At 60.7% G+C, this 18,698-nt stretch carries 20 protein-coding genes; 13 read left to right on the top strand and 7 right to left on the bottom strand.

Going from position 1 to position 18,698, the window contains the following annotated elements; all coding sequences use genetic code 11:
• Window positions 1–193: 193 nt before the first annotated feature.
• Window positions 194–1,066 (bottom strand): N-formylglutamate amidohydrolase, encoded by an 873-nt coding sequence (locus LY631_RS11890; protein ID WP_274425604.1) that lies wholly within the window; start codon window positions 1,064–1,066, stop codon window positions 194–196.
• Window positions 1,067–1,115: 49 nt separating this feature from the next.
• Here LY631_RS11890 and LY631_RS11885 point away from each other — a divergent pair, with 49 nt between their 5' ends.
• Genes LY631_RS11885 through LY631_RS11865 form a run of 5 tightly spaced genes read left to right on the top strand, consistent with a single transcriptional unit; the run spans window position 1,116 to window position 5,201 of the window.
• Window positions 1,116–1,907: an ABC transporter ATP-binding protein gene (locus LY631_RS11885; RefSeq protein WP_274425603.1), complete on the top strand. Its 792-nt coding sequence runs from the start codon at window positions 1,116–1,118 to the stop codon at window positions 1,905–1,907.
• A complete protein-coding gene (locus LY631_RS11880; protein WP_274425602.1) occupies window positions 1,900–2,622 on the top strand; it encodes an ABC transporter ATP-binding protein in 723 nt (240 codons plus the stop codon). Before LY631_RS11885 ends, LY631_RS11880 begins: the two co-directional genes overlap by 8 nt.
• Window positions 2,619–3,509 carry a branched-chain amino acid ABC transporter permease gene (locus LY631_RS11875; RefSeq protein WP_274425601.1) on the top strand — a complete coding sequence of 297 codons (891 nt, stop codon included), beginning with the start codon at window positions 2,619–2,621 and terminating at the stop codon, window positions 3,507–3,509. The genes LY631_RS11880 and LY631_RS11875 overlap by 4 nt, the downstream gene beginning before the upstream one ends.
• Window position 3,510: 1 nt before the next feature.
• Window positions 3,511–4,563 (top strand): branched-chain amino acid ABC transporter permease, encoded by a 1,053-nt coding sequence (locus LY631_RS11870; protein WP_274425600.1) that lies wholly within the window; start codon window positions 3,511–3,513, stop codon window positions 4,561–4,563.
• Window positions 4,560–5,201, top strand: a complete 642-nt coding sequence (locus LY631_RS11865; protein WP_274425599.1) for a cysteine hydrolase family protein — start codon at window positions 4,560–4,562, stop codon at window positions 5,199–5,201. The genes LY631_RS11870 and LY631_RS11865 overlap by 4 nt, the downstream gene beginning before the upstream one ends.
• 1 nt (window position 5,202) lies before the next feature.
• Here LY631_RS11865 and LY631_RS11860 read toward each other — a convergent pair whose 3' ends face one another.
• Entirely contained in the window at window positions 5,203–6,519 is a 1,317-nt protein-coding gene (locus LY631_RS11860; RefSeq protein WP_274425598.1) for a glutamine synthetase family protein, read from the bottom strand.
• The gene (locus LY631_RS11855; RefSeq protein WP_274425597.1) at window positions 6,506–7,414 is read right to left on the bottom strand and encodes a MurR/RpiR family transcriptional regulator; all 909 of its coding nucleotides are present in this window, start codon (window positions 7,412–7,414) and stop codon (window positions 6,506–6,508) included. Before LY631_RS11855 ends, LY631_RS11860 begins: the two co-directional genes overlap by 14 nt.
• 187 nt (window positions 7,415–7,601) lie before the next feature.
• On the opposite strand from LY631_RS11855, the gene LY631_RS11850 reads away from it, so the two are divergent.
• The 8 genes from LY631_RS11850 (at window position 7,602) to LY631_RS11815 (ending at window position 16,994) form a co-directional block, all read left to right on the top strand.
• A complete protein-coding gene (locus LY631_RS11850) occupies window positions 7,602–8,744 on the top strand; it encodes an ABC transporter substrate-binding protein (protein WP_274425596.1) in 1,143 nt (380 codons plus the stop codon).
• A gap of 98 nt (window positions 8,745–8,842) precedes the next feature.
• Window positions 8,843–9,484, top strand: a complete 642-nt coding sequence (locus LY631_RS11845) for a cysteine hydrolase family protein (RefSeq protein WP_274425595.1) — start codon at window positions 8,843–8,845, stop codon at window positions 9,482–9,484.
• Between the two features lie 209 nt (window positions 9,485–9,693).
• On the top strand, window positions 9,694–10,713 hold the full coding sequence (locus tag LY631_RS11840) for a LacI family DNA-binding transcriptional regulator (protein ID WP_274425593.1): 1,020 nt from the start codon (window positions 9,694–9,696) through the stop codon (window positions 10,711–10,713).
• 92 nt (window positions 10,714–10,805) lie between these two features.
• A complete protein-coding gene (locus tag LY631_RS11835; protein ID WP_274425591.1) occupies window positions 10,806–12,059 on the top strand; it encodes an ABC transporter substrate-binding protein in 1,254 nt (417 codons plus the stop codon).
• Window positions 12,060–12,141: 82 nt separating this feature from the next.
• Window positions 12,142–13,071: a carbohydrate ABC transporter permease gene (locus LY631_RS11830; RefSeq protein ID WP_274425590.1), complete on the top strand. Its 930-nt coding sequence runs from the start codon at window positions 12,142–12,144 to the stop codon at window positions 13,069–13,071.
• Entirely contained in the window at window positions 13,068–13,955 is an 888-nt protein-coding gene (locus LY631_RS11825; RefSeq protein WP_274425589.1) for a carbohydrate ABC transporter permease, read from the top strand. The genes LY631_RS11830 and LY631_RS11825 overlap by 4 nt, the downstream gene beginning before the upstream one ends.
• Before the next feature lie 22 nt (window positions 13,956–13,977).
• Window positions 13,978–15,906 (top strand): glycoside hydrolase family 127 protein, encoded by a 1,929-nt coding sequence (locus LY631_RS11820; protein ID WP_274425587.1) that lies wholly within the window; start codon window positions 13,978–13,980, stop codon window positions 15,904–15,906.
• The gene (locus LY631_RS11815; RefSeq protein WP_274425586.1) at window positions 15,903–16,994 is read left to right on the top strand and encodes an ABC transporter ATP-binding protein; all 1,092 of its coding nucleotides are present in this window, start codon (window positions 15,903–15,905) and stop codon (window positions 16,992–16,994) included. Before LY631_RS11820 ends, LY631_RS11815 begins: the two co-directional genes overlap by 4 nt.
• Window positions 16,995–17,175: 181 nt before the next feature.
• On the opposite strand, the gene LY631_RS11810 is transcribed toward LY631_RS11815, so the two are convergent.
• From LY631_RS11810 to LY631_RS11795, 4 genes are all read right to left on the bottom strand, one after another.
• Window positions 17,176–17,481, bottom strand: a complete 306-nt coding sequence (locus LY631_RS11810; RefSeq protein WP_274425585.1) for a hypothetical protein — start codon at window positions 17,479–17,481, stop codon at window positions 17,176–17,178.
• Window positions 17,482–17,487: 6 nt separating this feature from the next.
• Window positions 17,488–17,718 carry a hypothetical protein gene (locus LY631_RS11805; RefSeq protein ID WP_338000432.1) on the bottom strand — a complete coding sequence of 77 codons (231 nt, stop codon included), beginning with the start codon at window positions 17,716–17,718 and terminating at the stop codon, window positions 17,488–17,490.
• A gap of 104 nt (window positions 17,719–17,822) precedes the next feature.
• Complete coding sequence (locus tag LY631_RS11800; protein ID WP_274425581.1) at window positions 17,823–18,077, bottom strand: DUF1488 family protein; 255 nt, start codon at window positions 18,075–18,077, stop codon at window positions 17,823–17,825.
• A 374-nt stretch (window positions 18,078–18,451) separates the two neighbouring features.
• Window positions 18,452–18,685 carry a hypothetical protein gene (locus LY631_RS11795; RefSeq protein ID WP_274425580.1) on the bottom strand — a complete coding sequence of 78 codons (234 nt, stop codon included), beginning with the start codon at window positions 18,683–18,685 and terminating at the stop codon, window positions 18,452–18,454.
• Window positions 18,686–18,698: the final 13 nt, after the last annotated feature.

Raw genomic sequence — 18,698 nt, 5'->3', positions numbered from 1 at the left:
AGGCCTGTGTACAACAGTCATGAAAGTTACATATTTCGATCTGCGAAATAATATTGATCAATACGGCGACATGAGCAGCCCCGAAGGGTCGGAGCGGCCGCGCGCAAAGCCCTTGCTTGCCGGCTTGTGGACGATCGGAAGTGCCCCGTTATTTGCCGGAAGCAGACGCTAGGTCAGCGCAGAGTTGGGCGGTTCACACGCTTCCTGTCGCCTCGACGGCGAAAAGCGCTTGCCGAATTAATGCTGCCCATTTTTCAGCTTCTTCATCGCTGCTGATGAGATCGTTGCGAATCTCGAACTCGACACAAGGGAGCCCTCGTTTCTCACCGTGCACGGGAATGCTGTAGTCGCTGTCGTCGCTAACCGCATAGGGTTGGTTTACCCCGACGTAGAGGTCGGTCTCGGCCTTGAGCCATTCCGCAATCGCCGGCGCAAGCGCTAGGTCTCTGTTGTAGAGAATGCCGATCTCCCACGGGCGCGATTTCCCCAGATAGGACGGCGTGAACGAATGAATGGTGACCACTTTCGTGGTGAGGCCATTCTTTTCCCGCAGAGCGAGGGCTTCCGCCACCGCATCATGAAATGGCCAGAAGATCGCATCGGCCCTGGCCTTACGATCGGCTTGCGATAAGTCCTGGTTGCCGGGGATCGGCGTCGCCTCACTTATTTCCGGCGCGAAGTCCAGAACATCCGGATGGCGGTTGCAATCGCAGATCAGGCGAGAATAGCGCTGCATATAGAGCGGTGCCTCCAGCGCCTGCGATAACGCCACTGCCACCGAGCGGGCCCCGATGTCCCACGCAATGTGGCGCTTTCTGTCTTCTTCCGAAAGGCCCATCGTGCCGAGGCTCGCGGGGATTCTGCGACCAGCATGCTCGCAGATGATGAAATAGTCCGATTGCGTGTTTTTGTTGAATGTTTCCAGCGGATGAGGTTCGTCCGCCCCTAAAATCCGTCCCCCGTTCGTCTCTTGCAAATCAGACACCTTGGCTGCTCCGTTCGAAATTGTATGAAATGGTACAAATCTGCCTGTTTCATTGCAAGATGTATCTTTTTGTTGACGCATGTCCGCGCTCCGCCCTATCGTCGTGAGAGAAAAAGGGGAGCAGCACAAGGTGAGTGAAGCGCCTGTTGTCGAGGCACGAAGCCTAGAAAAGCGGTTTGGTGGCCTTGTCGCCGTCGACGAGTATGACCTTCGACTTGAAAGGGGGGATCTTGTTGGCCTGATAGGGCCGAACGGTGCGGGCAAGACCACGGCGTACAACCTTCTGACTGGCGTCCTGAAACCCTCCGCCGGGCGTATCAGCCTGTCCGGCCGCGATATGACCGGTGCTGCGCCGTATCTCATGGCTCGTGCAGGGTTGGCGCGCACCTTTCAGAACATTCGCCTGTTTAGTGACTTGAGCGTCGTGGAGAACGTGATGTGTGGCGGACACACGCGTCTTGCCGCCAGCACCGTCGCCACCATGCTGCAATTGCCCTCATTCTGGCGAGCAGAGGAACGGCTCCGCCAAACAAGCCAGGAGATCGTGGAGCGCATTGGTCTGGCCGAGCTGGCGGGCCAGCGGGCAGGTGATCTTTCCTACGGGGATCAGAGGCGGGTGGAGATCGGGCGCGCGCTCGCTGGGCAACCGCAGGTGCTTCTCCTCGATGAGCCGGCTGCCGGGCTCAATCCTTCCGAGACCCGGGACCTGGTAAGCTTTATCCGCCAGATGAACGAGGAGTCCGGGATCGCCGTGCTGGTGGTCGAGCATGACATGCATCTGGTTATGGACCTGTGCAAGCGTATTCAGGTGCTCAACCGTGGCAAGCTGATCGCCGAGGGAACGCCGGAAGAGGTGCAGGGGGATGCGGCCGTGATCGAGGCTTATCTGGGAGCGGGCCGCAAGGAGAGAGCTCATGCTTGATGTACGCGATCTCAACGTGTTTCGCGGTTCGACCCATGTCTTGAAGGATGTCTCCTTTCGCGTTGAAGAGGGTGAGCTGGCCGCGCTGATCGGCGCTAACGGGGCCGGCAAATCGACCACCTTGCTCACACTCTCGGGACTCTTGCCGCCGCGCTCGGGGACGGCCGTGTTCACGAACGACGGAGAGCCGCTCGACCTCACGCGCGCCTCCTCGGAAAAGATCGTGCGCGCCGGTCTTATTCAGTGCCCGGAGGGGCGGCAGATTTTTCAGTCGCTCAGCGTTTCGGAGAACCTTGCGATGGGCGCGTACACGCGGCGCGACCGAGCTGGCATCAAGCAATCGTTGGAGGAAGTTTATGAGCTGTTTCCGATTCTTGCGGAGCGCGCGAACCTGCACGCCGGCTCGCTCTCCGGGGGCGAACAGATGATGCTGGCGATCGGCCGAGCGCTTCTGGCGCAACCCAGAATGCTGCTGCTGGACGAACCGTCCCTCGGTCTCGCGCCGCTGGTGGTGGAAAAGATCTTCGACGTGATTGCCCGCCTGAAATCCACGGGTGTGACCATCTTTCTGATCGAACAGAATGCCGCCATGGCGCTCGACATCGCCGATGTGGCTTATGTCATGGAAACCGGCCGCATCGTACTGTCGGGTACGGGCAGCGAGCTCGCCAACAACGACCGGGTGCGGCAGTCCTATCTTGGGGTGGCCGCATGAGCCAGTATTTCTTCCAGCAACTTATCAACGGCTTCTCCCTCGGCAGTCTGTATGCATTGGTCGCCATCGGCTTTTCCATGATCTACGGCATCGTGCGGCTGATCAATTTCGCTCATGGCGACGTGGTGATGATCGGCGCCTTCTCCACCTTGGCGCTGGTTACGGCCGGTGTGCCCTGGCCGATCATCCTGGTGTTCGTTTTGGCGGTGGGGGCGGTCGCCGGCATGTCCATCGAGATGGTGGTGTTTCGCTCGATTCGCGGAGCAAGCCAGGTGACAGGATTCATTGCCACGCTGGCCGTTTCGATCACGATTCAGAACAGCGCGCTGATGCTGTTGTCCGGCCAGCCGCGGAACTTCCTTTTTCCGGCATTCATGCGCCAGCGTGTCGGTGTCGGCGGCGTTAATGCGTCGCTGACGGATATCGCAATCATCGTGCTGACGCTGATCCTCATCGGCGGCCTGTTCCTCATAGTTTATCGCACGCGGCTCGGCACAGCTATGCGCGCGACAGCAGAGAACCTCACCGCCGCCCGCCTGATGGGTGTTGCGGTCAACCGGACCGTGCTCGCGGCTTTCGCCATCGGCAGCGCGTTGGCTGCCGTTGCAGGCTTCTTCTGGGGCGGCAAGTTCGGCCAGATTGATCCCCTCTTGGGCTTCGTGCCAGGTCTGAAGGCCTTCGTCGCCTGCGTGATCGGCGGTGTTGGCTCTATCGGTGGCGCCATGATGGGCGGTTACATCCTCGGGCTGGCGGAAGTCCTGTTCGTGGGGTTGTTGCCGCAAGAGTATTCCGGCTACCGTGACACGTTCGTTTTCCTGCTCCTGATCGTCATACTGCTCGTGCGGCCCTCCGGCCTCTTTGTTCGCCAGGTGGAGGAGCGCGCCTGAGATGAGTACCTCACACGAGACCCCGCCCGTGAAGCTGGATGCGCGCGTCACCCTGCCGCGCAGCGGATTTGTGGCGGCCATCCTGACCGTGCTGATCGCCAGTGCCGCCGTATTCGCCGCCCAACAAGGCCTGAGCAGCTATGTGGTCACACTGCTCGCGCTCCTGTTCATCAACGCCGCGCTGGCGGTTTCCTTGACGCTGACCAACGGCCTCACAGGCCTTTTTTCGCTTGGTCATCCCGCTTTCATGACCGTCGGCGCGTATGTGGCCGCGATTCTCACCTTTCCGGTCACTCGCAAGGGCACCATGCTACCCGGCCTGCCTGAGTGGCTTGCCGCAACGCAGCTTTCCATACTGCCGGCCCTGCTGATCGCCGGAGCCGCGGGCGGGCTTTTGGCGTTGTTCGTCGGCTGGGCGGTGTTGCGGCTAAAGGGGCATTATCTGGCGGTGGCAACCCTGGGCCTTATCATCGTGGTGCAGGGGCTGGCGAACAACTGGGATGGGATCACCAGGGGGGGCGCCGGTCTCAGCGGCTTGCCGCGCCTTGTCGATGTCTGGTGGGCCTTCGGCTTTCTCGTTCTGGTCGTCGCCTTTACCTGGCGGCTCAAATTTTCCTCTCTGGGCCGCTCGATGATGGCGGTGCGTGAGAACGAGCTGGCGGCTCAGTGCAGCGGTATCAACCCGGCGCGGTTGAAAATTCTTGCATTTGTCATAGGCGCCGTGCTGGCGGCCGTAGGAGGCGCATTGCTTGCTCATCTGGTCAGCGTGATCACGCCCAAGACCTACTCCGTCCTGCTGGCCTTCAACTTGGTAGTAATGGTTGTGATCGGCGGATCGGGCAGCATTTTCGGCGCGTTGCTTGCCGCAGCAGCCATAACCATCCTCTCGGAGGCACTGCGCCCCGTCGAGGAAAGCGTCGGCCTTTATGGCTTGAGCCAAGTGATTGTGGCGGTTTGTCTGATCATCGTGCTCCGCCTTCGTCCCTCCGGCCTTTTTGGCAGCGGAGAGCCGGGTTTGGTGCGACGGCTTTACAGCGGGAGGAGAGACGCATGACCAAACCGCGCCCACAGGACGTGTTTGATGGCCGCCGGTTGCCACTCAGGGCAGGGCGCTGCGGGCTTCTGGTGATCGATGCTCAGAACTGGGTGATGGACGAGGACAATCGCCACCCGAGGCCGGAATTCTATGCCGCGACTCGGGGCCATGTGATTGGCAATATCGCCAATCTCATCCACGCAGCGCGCGGCCATGGTGTGGAGGTCATCTACACTGTGATGGAGAATTTCACCGAGAATGGCCGCGACCGCAGCCTCGATTACAAGCTGTCCGGTTTTTTCATCCCCAAAGGCTCCCGAGATGCGAAGGTGATCGACGCGTTGGCGCCGGGAGGTGACGAGATGGTCATCCCCAAGACCTCCTCCAGCCTGTTCAACTCTACCAATTTCGAATATCTCGTCCGCAATATCGGGCTGGACACCATAATGGTTGCCGGCTTCCTCACCGACCAGTGCGTGGACCATACGATTCGTGACGGCGCGGACCGTGGGTTTCACATGATCTGTGTCTCAGATGCATGCGCCACGGATACTCATGCCCGCCATGAGGCCGCCCTGAATGCCTTCAAGGGCTATTGCCGCATGGAGACTACCAAAAGCCTCCTTGCGGCAATGAACGAGGACTTCGCCCGGTAATTTAGTACGCCAACCCGTACTTCTCGCACTGCGCTTCCGGTGATAGCTCCTGCATAAGTTGGGCTTCGAAGCGCTTGTGCGCCAGATAGGCTCCGCTCAGTTCCTCTCCGAAGAGGGGCCGCAGCGCTGCCTCGTTCTCGAACAGGTCCAGCGCTTCCTCCAGCGATTGCGGCAGGCGCACGATGCCGAGTGCCTCGCGTTCCATTTCACTGAGGTGCTGCGGCGGCGAGGGGCAGACCTTCGGCCGGTCTAACTTCTCGTCCAGCCCATGAAGGCCCGCCGCGACGATGGCGCCGAGCAGGAGATAGGGACTGGCGGCCGCATCGGCAGCCCGGAATTCGAAATGGAACTGCCGGGAGATATCGCTGCCCGTGCCCGGGAAAACCGGGCAGATGCGCAGCCCCGCTTCGCGGTCGCGCTCGCCGAGATTGTTGTAGGCCGCGCTCCAACGGTCCGGAGTCAGGCGCAGATAGGAGATGGTGGAGGCGGCGGTAACGGCCGTGAGCGCCGGCATGAGGCGCAGAATTCCGGCTAGGAACTGGGCAGCCTTGTCCGAAACGTTGTTTTTGGCGGCGGCGTCATAGTTCACCGGTGTGCCGCTTTTTGCATCGAGCAGGCAGAAATGCACATGCACGCCGTTGCCCACGGTGTCCGGGCGCATGATCGGTGTGAAGCTGGCACGGGTGCCACAATTATGCGCCACTGCCCGCGCGATCTCACGCACTGCGACCGCCTCATCCGCGGCGGATACGCCCTCGGCCGGTCCAACGGTCACCTCATATTGCCGGGGGCCGTATTCGGGCATGAAAGTGTCGATCGATAGTCCGGCGGCTTTCAGCGCGCCGAGATAGGTCTCGGCATATCGGCCCTGGCGGCGGAACGCGTCCAGCGCGTAGCTGGAATTCGGCCGTTCTTCGATACCTTCCAGAATGAATTCGTGCTCGAAGGCGGCTTTCAGCTTCAGCCCGTGCCGTTCTTCAAGCTCCGCCAGCATCCGCTTGAGAAAGCTGCGGGGGCACACGCTCCAAGGCGTGCCGTCGAGATTCATGATGTCGCTCATCATGAAGTGGCAGGCCGCCGTCTCCGGCCCGAAATCAACGCGGATTTCGGTGGCCGGGTCGGGCATGAGCACCGTGTCTCCATAGGGCCCCCACGGGCTGGGTGCGATAGGCCCGTGCGCTGTGATCATGCTGTTGGTGGGCGTCCAGCCTATACCTTTCTTCAGGCGTGCTTCGAGATCGGAGGATGGAAAGCCTTTTCCGCGGATCTGCCCCGCCAGATCTGCCGTACACAACATGATGATTTCATCGCGTATCATCGTTCCCCTCATTTCGTTTTCGGTTGGATGCGGCTTTCGGAGGAGCTGCGTCCGTAAGACGTGAGCGCAGCTCTTCCAGCGCTTCGATGCGTCTCTTGCCTACATGGTCTGCCTTGCTTGCGACGGCGCCGACCAGCGCCTCTGCCACGCCCATACCGATGGAAAGAACGTCGAAGATCGACGGCGATTCCACCGGAAAGGTGAGGACGAGATCCGCGCTGCGCGCCGCAGGCGATTGCCAGATGTCGGTCAACAGCAGGACGGTCGCCCCTCGTTTGGCGGCGGCGTGGGTGAACTGAACCACATCATTTTGGTAACGGCGCACGTCCAGGACTACCAGAACGCTGCCGCGCCCCATGTCCAGCAGATATTGCGGCCAGGCCTGGGTCTGCCCGTTCACCGGATAAACCTTGCCTCGCACCGCCATAAGCAAATCGGCCATATAGCGCGCCACATGGGACGAGTAGCGCCCGCCCAGAAGATGGATGTCGCGCTTCGGATCGGCCAGGAGTGTGGCAGCCCGGTCAAACTCCTTCTCCGAGATCAATTCGGGCAGGGCTCGGAAATGTTCCGCCATGCGGTTGCTCGTACGCACCAGAAGCGATTTCTGCGTCGTCTCTTCCCGTTCCTTACGCTCGCCGAACCGCAGGAGAGGGGATTGCAGCGTCTCCTCGATGTGGGTTCTGAGAGCTTCCTGGAACTCGGCGTAGACCGGGAAACCGAGGCGTTTTACCAGCCGCAGAACAGTGGCTGTGCTGACGCCGCTCTGTTCAGCGAATTCGGCCACTGTGGTCAAGCCGGCGGTTGGATAGTTAGCCATCAGATAGCGTGCGGCACGTGCTTCCCGGCTACTCAATTCCGGCTGCACTCGGCGCAGGGTCTCCAATACGTTCATCTAGTTCCTCATCCCCGATGCGCTGACCGGACTTGTATCAAATCAGACAAATTAGCCTATTGGAAGAAAAAATGTACCATTCGATTGACGTCGTCCATTTGCGGAGTCATGCTGCAACTGGATGCGTAAAGGCTGGTGAGAGCAGCTTGCGTCACAGGGGAACGACAAAGACAATCAGGAGATTGCCATGAAAGCATTGTTTGCCGCATCGGTGGCTCTTGCCACTCTTCTGGGAACGGCTCACGCCCAGGAAACCATCAAAATCGGCGCTCTCTACAATCTAACCGGCGGAATGTCGTCGCTAGACGGCCCGTCGCTGAAGGGCGCCCAACTCGCAGTGGAACAGATCAATGCTGACGGCGGTCTTCTCGGCAAGCAGGTCGAACTGATTGCCCCGGACGGCAGGACTGATCAGCAGGAAACGGCGAAAGCCGCACAACGCGTCCTTTCCGAAGGTGTGGTTGCCGGTTTCGGCCAGTCAGACACGACTTTCGTCATGGCCGCAGCGCCGCTCTTCCAGGAGGCAGGCATTCCGTTCGTCACCTCCGGTGCTACCCATCCCGAGCTGCCGCAGTGGGTCGGCGACTACATGTTCATGACGCCCTTCGGGGACGATGACCAGTCCTATGCGATCGCCGACTATGCCTACGACACGCTCGGCATGCGCCAGGTGGCGGTGTGGACCGATAATTCCATGGACTTCACCAAGGCACTCAGCAAGTTCTTCATCGAGCGCTTCGAGGAGCGGGGCGGCGAAATCGTCGGCACGGACACCTTCATGATGGGGGACACCGATTTCTCCGCGCAGATCGCGCGGCTGACGTCGATTGATCCTGAGCCCGATGCCGTGTTCGTATCGGCTATACCCTCCGAGGCCGGGCTGTCGGTCAAGCAGATCCGCGAGCAGGGGATCACCATGCCGATTATCTCCGGCGACGGCTTCGATACGGAACTGGTCTCCACCGTGCCAGGGCCGGAACTGGCAAACGATGTCTATTTCTCCACGCATACCTATCGTGCCGACGACCGCGAGGAGGTGACGCAGTTTATCGAGGACTACGAGGCTTTTCACGGTAATGAGCCCGAGAACGCCTTTGCACCCCTCGGCTATGACGCAGTGATGCTCGTCGCCGAGGCAATCCGCCGCGCAGAATCGACCGAGCCCTCCGATATCCGCGATGCTCTGGCTGATACCCGCGGCTTCAAGGGGGTGACCGGTGAAATCAGCTATACGCGCGAAAGCATGGTGCCTCCGAAGCCGATCTCTATCATCAGTGTGCACGGTGGAGAGTTCGAGGTGGAAGAAATCTGGACACCGGAAGTCAACTGATCATGAAAGCGTTGTGAACCGGGCAGGCGGGGCTGGATCAGCCCCGCTTTCTTTTGTTCCGAGATGATGGGCGTAAACAGAAAGGGAGTAAGCAGCACATGAGTGGGACCGCCGTGGGCACCCTCGCACAGTATGAAGGCCGTGACCGTCCGCTGAAAGCGGACAGGACCGCCGTGCTCGTTGTCGATGCGCAGAATGCCGAACTGGAGCCGGCGATTCTGGATAAGCATCCGGAGTTCGCCACGGGGATGAAGGAGCGTGCGCTGCCGGCGATGCGCAAGCTTCTTGAAGCCGCTCGTGAGCGGCGCGTCGAGGTGATCTACACCGTCATCGAGGCGCTCACCCGTGACGGGAGGGACCGTTCCCTCGATCACAAGCTTTCCAACATTCTCGTTCACAAGGGCTCGCCGTTGGCCCAGGTCATTGACGAGGTCGCGCCGGTTGGCGATGAGATCGTGCTGCCGAAGACGTCCTCGGGTGTCTTCAACTCCACCAATATAGACTATGTGCTGCGTAATCTTGGCATCGAAAATGTCATTGTGACCGGGTTCGTCACGGATCAGTGTGTCGATATGGCGATCCGGGATGGCGCCGACCGCGGCTACTACATGGTCTGCGCCCAGGATGCCTGCGCCGCCTATACGCGCGAGCGCCACGAAACGGCCCTGCGCGCGTTCGGCGGCTATTGCCGTATTCAGAATGTGGAGGACGTGATTGGGACGCTGGATTCGCAGTCTTAACCCGCGCTCCCCGGCAGCCAGGAAGGTGGCTGCCCCTCAGAGTAAGATTGGGCCTGGGTGCCTTTGACACGAATTCGTGTTGACAAGGATACTGCGCAAACGTTATCCCATCTTGAGGAAACGTTTGCGCAGATCCAACTAGGTCGTGTCAAATAGTGTCAGATACCCCGTCCATACCGGCGAAAGGCGCGGAAAGCCCTAGGCCTGCAGTGACGCGCGTAACGATCCGCGACGTCGCCCGGTATGCAAATGTCAGCGTGACGACAGCATCGCGGGCTCTGAACGACACGGGGCGCATGGCGCGCGAAACCCGCGAGCGGATCATCCAGGCTGCCGCCAAGCTGGGATATCGCCCAAATTCAATGGCCCGAGGCCTTGTGAGCCAACGATCGTTCACGATCGGTCTTCTGACGAACGATACCTATGGCCGCTTCACGTTGCCCGTGGCTGCCGGCCTTTCGGCCGCAATGGTCGACCGAGGTGTATCCGTTTTCCTGTGCGCGGGAGAAGGCGACCCGCAGCGCACGCTTCTCAATCTTGAAGCCATGCAAGAGAAGTGTGTCGACGGACTGGTCGTATCAGGCAAGCGGATCGACCGTGGCCTGCCGGTCGAGCTACCGCGCACCGGCATTCCCACGATCTACATCAATGCGGCTTGTCCCGAGGGCGAGGTGGGGTTTGTGCCCGACGATTCCGGCGGAGCAGAAGCGGCAACGCTTCACCTTGCCGGGCTCGGACGGCGGCGCATCGCGCATGTCACGGGGCCGCGGAACTTCGCCGCCACGGGAATCCGCGCGGACGGCTGGTTAAAAGCTCTGGATAGGATGGGGCTTGCCCCCTGGGGAGAAGCACTTTTCGGCGAATGGTCCGAGGCGCACGGCTACCGCATGGCGGACCATCTGTTCGGGCAGACATCCCGTGGCATGCCCGACGCGGTGTTCTGTGGCAACGACCAGATCGCACGCGGCATGATCGACCGGCTGACTGAAATCGGCGTCCGCGTACCCAAGGATGTTGCAGTGGTCGGATACGATAACTGGGAAATTTTCGCGAAGGCAACTCGCCCCCCATTGACGACAGTGGACATGGGACTGCTGGAGCTCGGTCGTCAAGCCGGCTTGACTATGCTCGGTATGATCGACGGTAAGCCGACCCCGGCTGGTATTCGGCGCACGCCATGTACGGTCGTCGTTCGCGAGTCTTGTGGCGCGAGATCAGAAGCGGACTGACGTTCTCAAGGGAGGATCGAACGAGAGAAGGTTTGAGCAAAGCGCAAACGTTCGCCCAAATGGGCGGATATCAACTCTGATGGGAGGAAACGATGACCTTTAAGACCATTACCAGCGGGATCGCCCTTGCGGCTATTGCGCTTCCCGGAATCGCCTCGGCTGATGAATTCTCGATCTGGGTGCGCTCGGACGGGTCCGAGTTCATGCCCAAGCTTGTCGAGGCGTTCAATGCGCAAGGCGAGCACACCGCGAAACTGCAGATCGTGCCGGTGAACGAACTGGTGCAGAAATACGCGATCGCCGCGGCCGGCGGCTCGGCTCCTGATGCTCTATCACTTGACCTGATCTACACGCCAGCGTTCGCCGAAGCCGGCCAGTTGAAAGATCTTACCGAGTTCGCCCAGTCGCTGCCCTATTTCGAGCATCTCTCGCCGGCGCACCTGTCGGTCGGCTCGGTGGATGACAGGATCTATGGTCTACCGTTTTCGGCCGACGCCTCGATCCTGGTCTGGAATAAGGATCTCTATAGAGAGGCCGGTCTCGACCCTGAGCAAGGGCCGACCACCTGGGAAGAGTTGCGGTCGCAGGCGGAGGCGGTCGGTGCGCTCGGCGAGGAGACCTACGGGTACTATTTCTCGGGCAATTGCGGTGGCTGTAATATCTTCACCTTCACGCCATTGATCTGGGCCTCGGGCGGAGACATTTTCGCGGATAACGGCCAGACCGCCACCCTCGACACGCCCGAGGTGAAAGAGGCGATCGAGTTCTACCGGGATATGGTAATGGACGGTCTCGTTCCCGGCGGCGCCCAGACCGATACCGGCTCGAACTTCTTTGCCGCGTTCGCCAATGGCAATATCGGCATCTCGCCCTCGGGGTCCTTCTCCATCGGCGCGCTGAACAACCAGTATCCCGATCTGGACTTTGGCGTGACCTTTCTGCCGGGCAAGGACGGTGACTGGTCCTCCTTCGCAGGCGGCGACAACATAGTCATCTCGGCCGGTACCGGCGACAGCAAACTCCCGGCGATCCAGGATTTCATCGAATTTGCATATTCGGTGGAAGGCCAGACCATCCTAGCGGATAACGGCGCCCTTCCGGTTCGCGGAGATGTCGCAGAGGAGGCACTATCACAGCTCGATGAGCGCTACCTGACGGCGGCAAAGGCCATGGCGGGCGGGCGCACGCCCTACACCACCGTCTTCAACGACCTGATCAACTCGCGCAACGGGCCTTGGATCACAACGCTGAACCGCGCTTTCTTCGCCGAGAGCGAAGAGGAGGTGCAGCAGGCGATCGAGGATGGCCAGGCCGAGATGCAGTCGATCATCGACGCGGCGCCTTAAGTCCCTTTCTCTCCCCAGCGAGCGAACGGCGCCGGCGGGTCTGTCCCGCGGCGCCACCCGATATCAGACCGAGGGGCCCGGAATGCCCGCACAGACGGACATCTCAGACAGCATTTTAGAGGTACCGCCCCCGCGTAGGAGGCGTCGCCGCGACTGGACGGGCCTTCTTTACGTAGCCCCGGCGCTCGTGCTTGTCGCCGTCTTCTTCCTCATCCCGCTAGGCATGTCGATCTGGATGTCGTTCCATGCCTGGCCGCTCATCGGCGTGCCGCGCTGGATCGGGCTGGACAACTACGCTCGGCTCTGGGGCGATACGAGCTTCTGGTCGGCCCTGGTCTTTACCATCCAATACACCATCGCCGCGACGGTTGGCCTGCTGGGGGTGGCTTTCGTGCTCGCTCTGATGGTGCAGGGTGAGGGCCGGGCCATCGCTTTCTACCGCACTGCCTATTTCCTGCCCGTGGTGACGGGCTTTGCATCGGCCTCGCTTCTGTGGGCGTGGCTGTCGAATGTGGACGCTGGCCTGTTCTCACCGCTCGCCCAGGATTTGGGAATGACCGATGGCAGAGTGAACATCCTTGCGACCTTCACACCGGCTTTCTGGTCCGTGACGATCATGGTCATATGGAAGATGGCCGGCTTCTACATGGTTATCATCATGAGCGGGCTGCAGGCGATCCCGACCGATTATCAGGAGGCGGCGCGGATCGATGGTGCGAGCTGGGGTCAGCGTTTCCGCTGGATTACGCTGCCGCTCATCCGCAGGCCCTTCGCTCTGGCGCTGATCCTCGCAGTCGCCGGGTCGATGCTGGCATTCGACCAGTTCTATATTATTCTGAACGGCGGACCGCAGAACCAGACCGTCACCGTCGTCTACCGCATCTTCAACGAAAGCTTCGTGTCGTTCCGGCTCGGTTACGGCGCCGCATTATCGGTGGTGTTGCTCGTGATCCTGCTCGTGCTCAGCGTGGTTCAGCTCTGGCTCCTCCGCGACAAGGGAGATCAGTCATGACGGCCACGACCATTGTCGGGCAGGATGCAGCGGCGCCCCCACGCGGAGGGGGCCGGATTAAGTACCATCGCTGGATTTTTCACATTGCCGCCGCGTTGGTCGCGATCCTCTTCCTCGCGCCGATCTTCTGGGTCGTGGCCGCCGGGTTTCGCCTGCCCTCGGAAGCGCTGCAACCGCTGCCGCCTTGGCCCACGGAGGGGTTCAGCTTCGACAGCTACGTACGACTCGAGAATTACGGCCAATCGATTCTGCACTACACCATGAATTCGGCCATCGTCTCGGTCGGCACGGCGCTTCTGACAATCGGCGTCGCGGTGCCTGCCGGCTACAGCTTCTCGCGCTACCACTTTCCGCTCAAGGGGCTGGTTTTCGTTCTGATCCTCTCCACGATCATGATTCCCTTTCAGTCGATCCTGACGCCGCTGTTTCTTCTCCTGGCCAAGATGGGACTGCAGAACACGCTGCTCGGTCTCATCCTCATCTACACCACGCTGCAGCTTCCGTTCTCGGTTTTTATGATGCGGAACGCCTTTGACGCCGTGCCGAAGGAGATCGAGGAGGCAGCCCGGATCGACGGAGTCAAGGGCATCCGCATGTTGGTCCAGGTCATGGGGCGGCTGGTCCTTCCTGGCATCGTGACAGTGGGCCTCTTCGCCTTTCTTAATGCCTGGAACGAATTCCTCGCCGCGCTCGTGCTTCTGACCGACCAGGACAAGTTCACGCTGCCCGTTCTCATGACCGCCGTGCGCTACGGCCGCTACGGCTCGGTCGACTGGGGTGCGGTGCAGGCGGGCGTCACGATCATGATGATCCCCTGCCTGATCCTTTTTCTCATCCTCCAGCGCTCGTACATCCGTGGCCTGACAGCCGGCGCGGTGAAGTAGTTGCAGACCTGAAAGGACTTTCATGAACAATCCCGATCAGACGATGGCAGTCACCGCTCGCGCCAAGTTCCGCCCAATCTCGGTGGACAAGGTCAGGGTTCGCGGCTTTTTCGGATCGCGGGTCGACACAATCTCGGCCGCAACCGCGCGGACGCTGTTCGACCGTTGCATTGAAGCCGGGATGCTCGATCAGGTGGATCCCGAACGGCCCAATCCGGGCCTCGTGCTTCCCTTCCAGCACAATAATACCGTGACCAGTCAAATGTTCTGGGACAGCGATTGGGGAAAGTTCATCGAGACGGCCGCCTACGCGCTGAACCACCAGCCCGACCCTGAACTGGAAGCGCGTGTAGACGATGTAGTGGATGCCTATGGGCGCCTCCAGCAGGAGGATGGCTATCTCAATTCATGGTACATTCGCATCGAGCCCGGTCAACGATGGACCAACCTGCGCGACCGGCACGAGCTCTACAATGCCGGCCACCTGATCGAGGGAGCGGTTGCCTATTACCATGCCACCGGCAAGCGCAAGTTTCTCGATATTCTCTGCCGCTTCGCCGACCATATTGACCGCACCTTCGGGCCCAGGGAGGGGCAACTCCGCGGCTATCCGGGTCATCCCGAGCTCGAACTGGCGCTCGTCAAGCTCGGCAGAACAACCGGCGAGCAGCGCTATCTCGACCTCGCAAAGTTCTTCGTGGACGAGCGCGGGCAGACACCGAACTACTTCGACCAGGAGGCCGAACGCCGGGGCGAGCGGCCCGAACAGTTTCATTTCGGTACGCTCGAATATTGCCAGGCCCACAAGCCGGTGCGCGAGCAGGAAACCGTTGTCGGGCATGCCGTCCGTGCGGCATATCTTTATGCGGGCATGGCCGACGTCGCGACCGAATTCGCCGATGACACGCTCAGCGCGCCGCTCGAGAAACTGTGGTCGCATCTGGTGGACCGCAATTTATACATCCATGGTGGCTTCGGGCCCTCGGCCCGGAACGAAGGATTGACCTTCGACTACGATCTGCCCAACGAAACCGCCTATGCCGAGACCTGTGCCGCGGTCGCTCTGGTCTTCTGGGCAAGCCGGATGCTCGGCCGCGGTCCCGACGGACGCTACGCCGACGTCATGGAGCAGGCGATCTATAACAACGCGCTGGCGGGTCTTTCGCTCGATGGCACACGGTTCTTCTACGACAACCCTCTCGCCAGCCGCGGCGACCACCACCGGTGGGTCTGGCATCGCTGCCCCTGCTGCCCACCCAACATTTCGCGCCTCGTCGCCGCGATCGGGACCTACTTCTACGGCGTCTCGGACGATGGTGTCGCAGTGCATCTCTATAACGCCGGCGAGGCCAGGATAGATGTGGCCGGGACCACTGTGACTCTCACGCAGGAAACCCGTTATCCGTTCGAAGGACGGGTCGAGATCGCCGTCGCGCCGCAGGTGGAGACCGAGTTCACCCTCTGGCTCCGCGTTCCGGGATGGAGTGAGGGTGCCACTGTCGCCGTCAATGGCAGGCCGATCGATGCCGCGCCGAAGAATGGCTATATCGCGCTCAGCCGCCGCTGGGCTCCGGGAGACATTGTCCAGCTCGACATCGATTTGACCCCTCGCCGTATTACGGCGCATCCGAAGGTCATCCACGACCAGGGCCGCACGGTGCTTATGCGCGGGCCGTTCGTCTACTGCCTGGAACAGGTCGACAACGGTGCGGAGCTCGATGCCCTGATCCTCTCCGACACTGCCGAAATCGCGACCGAGGAAAGCCAGGAACTGGGTGGCATCGTCAAATTGACTGCTCGCGCAACGCGTGAGACGTGGGAGGGGGAGGGGCTCTACCGACTGGGTACACCATCGCGGCAGCCGGCACGCCTGACCGCCGTCCCTTATTACGCCTGGGACAATCGGGATCCAGGCGAGATGCTGGTCTGGTTGCGTAGAGAGGAGAAATGATGAACCGCATCGGCGACAACGCTACCGTCACAGCCGGTCTTTCCCTCAAGCGCGTCCACAAGTCCTTTGGCTCCATTGAGGTGCTGAAGGATATCAATCTTAATATCAAGGGCGGCGAGTTTGTTGTCTTTGTCGGACCTTCCGGCTGCGGGAAGTCCACGCTTCTGCGCCTCATCGCCGGGCTTGAGGAGGTCACGGCGGGCGAAATCATTATCTCGGGACGTGACGTCACCGACACCGATCCCTCCCGGCGCGGCATCGCCATGGTCTTCCAGAGCTACGCGCTCTATCCGCACATGAGTGTGGCCGAGAACATGGGTTTCTCGCTGAAAGTCGCGCGGCGGCCCAAGGACGAACTTCGCCGCAAGGTAGAGAAAGCGGCCGGAACGCTGCGGCTCACCGACTATCTCGACCGCCGGCCTGGACAGCTCTCAGGCGGCCAGCGCCAACGTGTCGCGATCGGCAGGGCCATCGTGCGCGATCCTGACGTGTTCCTCTTTGATGAACCCCTGTCGAACCTCGACGCCGAGCTCAGGGTCGAGATGCGGATCGAGATTGCCCGGCTGCATCGCGAACTGGGAAACACGATGGTCTACGTCACCCACGACCAGACCGAGGCGATGACGTTGGCCGACAAGATCGTCGTGCTGCGAGCGGGACGGATTGAGCAAGTGGGTACACGGGAGGAGCTCTATGACGATCCCGACAATATATTCGTTGCGGGCTTCATCGGGTCGCCAAAGATGAATTTCTTCAGTGCGCGCCTCGACGGCGGCGAGATCGAGATTGGCGGCCACCGCCTGCCGGGGCCGGCGGTAAAGACGCTCTCCAAGGGCGAGATTACGCTGGGCGTCCGGCCGGAACATCTGCGACTGGCCGAGAAGGGTGAGCCGTTTTTTCCGTTCCGTGTGAAGTTCGCGGAATTTCTCGGAGGAGCCACCTATCTGTACGGCGACGTCGGCGATGGCGCCCTCTGTACGATAGCCTCCGACCGCAAGACCCAAGCCAAAGCAGGAACTGAGCTGCGGGTGATGGCGGACCCGAAATTTATGACGGCTTTCGACGACAAAGGTGTCAGAGTCCGGTAGCAGACAAGCTTTGGCGGGTGCTGTTGGGAACCGACTGGCCGGCTCCGCTATCAAGGAGCATGTGCCTAATAAGGGGCTTTGATGGGCTGCCGACAAATCATCGCGCCTGAGCCAAAGCAACGACAAGGCTGCTGGTGGACGATCCGACGTGCCTCTACGGAGCTCATTAGGCATCGGAGTGTCAGTGGCGCCACTCGGTTTGCGGGGGCAGGTCGCCGGCGACATCGACGTGAGCGGCGTCACTGGCCGGGGGCAGATCTTTTTCGGAGAAACGAAGGCTCAGAAGCCGCCCGTCGTCTGTCAGGAGTTGCAGATCCTCGCGACCGAACACCTGTCGCAGCGTGTCGGGAGGCATCCGAATTTCGCCGCTGCCGACTATTTCCCCCGGCTTCCTCAGGAAGCCGTCAAAGTCATAATCAGCGCGGGTAAGCGTTTTGCCCCCGCATTTCAGGACACCGGCACCGTGAATTCCACCGAGATATTGCATGAACGATTATTCCTCGAGAGGCCGGCTGGCGAGCACGTCTGCATCCAAAGCCGCCGCTAGTTCTTCCGGGTCGACTTCAACGACCTGATGTCGGCCGCGTTGGACGGAAATCGCGGGAGTGTGCAGCAACGTGGCCGTGCGCCGATAGGCAAGAAAGGAAAGCCCGAAGATCTCCTCTTCGTCGACCACCAGACGATAGGTTCCCGCAGGTTGCCAAGTGTCAAAGACACTCAGCATAAATGGTCGTTTGAAAGTTACCTCTGTATCTGTGGTGCGAATGGGCATAGTAGCATCCGGTCCTTGTTTCATTTTCCACCGGAGCGGTCCTGCGAGCCGCCGGCTTACCGGAAGTCCGCCGCCGTCAACACGTATGTGGTCCTGCGGGCGTTTCCGTAAATTTCCCGCGCGACATCGTGGATGGTGGAGCGCGCTGCATCGAACGCGGCCAGATAATCCGCTTCGCCTGTGGCTGCGGTGGAAAGCGCATCCGTCTCGACGAAGAAGGGCACTTCGAACATGCCATCATGGCCTATGAAGCGAACGCGCTGCCTGGTTTCGTCAAAGCTGCGGCTTCTATTGGGGAAAGTGAGTGACACGATCGGATACCTCATTGCCGTTGGAGGGGATGGAGAATGCCTGGTTTGCAGCCCCGCTGCTCCCCGCATTGATGGGTGAACGACGACTGCCCCATGTCTCCCCTGACGCAGGTCCAGGTGCGTCATGATCCATCCCAGCGTCATGACCTGACCTGATTGCCGCAATTGACGCTCCCTAGGGTCCGCGCGAGCGCCGTCGCTCGCGCGGACCCTATGGGACTCGATCACCGCGCCTTACCGCGCGATATGCTGTTGCTGGCCTGCTTGACCTGGGAGCCGAGTGGCGCCTCCACTTTCGCAGGCGCCTTTTGCTGCTTCGGCTTTTTTATTTCGCGGTTGCTGCGCTTCTGTCCTTTAGCCACTGTCAAGCCCTCCTATTCGGGTGCGGCGTCGCCCGGGGAGGGCTGCGCTCTTATCTCTTCAAGGCTGTCTTCCGTTGCCACGCGCTCGTGGCGTTCGTCGTCGTTGCGGATACGGTACTGAGGCAAATTATCCTCTCTCACCGGCAGGATAGCGGTGATGCGGTAGGTTTCCGCCGTCGAGGGCGAAAGGCCAAACCTGTTGTTCATGCGGACGGGTTGTCCGACTGCGAAACGGTGGGCTGTCATGCTTCTCACCTGG

The sequence above is a fragment of the Chelativorans sp. YIM 93263 genome (assembly GCF_028767125.1).
Classification (GTDB): Bacteria; Pseudomonadota; Alphaproteobacteria; order Rhizobiales; family Rhizobiaceae; genus Chelativorans.
Note: the sequence above shows the minus strand (reverse complement) of the source record. Positions and strands in the feature narration are given on the sequence as shown.

Bases quoted from the DNA above. Each gene is read 5' to 3' on its own strand.
- LY631_RS11890 (WP_274425604.1), bottom strand. From the start codon at position 1,066: ATGCGTCAACAAAAAGATACATCTTGCAATGAAACAGGCAGATTTGTA.
- LY631_RS11880 (WP_274425602.1), top strand. From the start codon at position 1,900: ATGCTTGATGTACGCGATCTCAACGTGTTTCGCGGTTCGACCCATGTC.
- LY631_RS11875 (WP_274425601.1), top strand. From the start codon at position 2,619: ATGAGCCAGTATTTCTTCCAGCAACTTATCAACGGCTTCTCCCTCGGC.
- LY631_RS11870 (WP_274425600.1), top strand. From the start codon at position 3,511: ATGAGTACCTCACACGAGACCCCGCCCGTGAAGCTGGATGCGCGCGTC.
- LY631_RS11865 (WP_274425599.1), top strand. From the start codon at position 4,560: ATGACCAAACCGCGCCCACAGGACGTGTTTGATGGCCGCCGGTTGCCA.
- LY631_RS11860 (WP_274425598.1), bottom strand. From the start codon at position 6,519: ATGATACGCGATGAAATCATCATGTTGTGTACGGCAGATCTGGCGGGG.
- LY631_RS11855 (WP_274425597.1), bottom strand. From the start codon at position 7,414: ATGAACGTATTGGAGACCCTGCGCCGAGTGCAGCCGGAATTGAGTAGC.
- LY631_RS11850 (WP_274425596.1), top strand. From the start codon at position 7,602: ATGAAAGCATTGTTTGCCGCATCGGTGGCTCTTGCCACTCTTCTGGGA.
- LY631_RS11845 (WP_274425595.1), top strand. From the start codon at position 8,843: ATGAGTGGGACCGCCGTGGGCACCCTCGCACAGTATGAAGGCCGTGAC.
- LY631_RS11835 (WP_274425591.1), top strand. From the start codon at position 10,806: ATGACCTTTAAGACCATTACCAGCGGGATCGCCCTTGCGGCTATTGCG.
- LY631_RS11830 (WP_274425590.1), top strand. From the start codon at position 12,142: ATGCCCGCACAGACGGACATCTCAGACAGCATTTTAGAGGTACCGCCC.
- LY631_RS11825 (WP_274425589.1), top strand. From the start codon at position 13,068: ATGACGGCCACGACCATTGTCGGGCAGGATGCAGCGGCGCCCCCACGC.
- LY631_RS11820 (WP_274425587.1), top strand. From the start codon at position 13,978: ATGAACAATCCCGATCAGACGATGGCAGTCACCGCTCGCGCCAAGTTC.
- LY631_RS11815 (WP_274425586.1), top strand. From the start codon at position 15,903: ATGATGAACCGCATCGGCGACAACGCTACCGTCACAGCCGGTCTTTCC.
- LY631_RS11810 (WP_274425585.1), bottom strand. From the start codon at position 17,481: ATGCAATATCTCGGTGGAATTCACGGTGCCGGTGTCCTGAAATGCGGG.
- LY631_RS11805 (WP_338000432.1), bottom strand. From the start codon at position 17,718: ATGCTGAGTGTCTTTGACACTTGGCAACCTGCGGGAACCTATCGTCTG.
- LY631_RS11795 (WP_274425580.1), bottom strand. From the start codon at position 18,685: ATGACAGCCCACCGTTTCGCAGTCGGACAACCCGTCCGCATGAACAAC.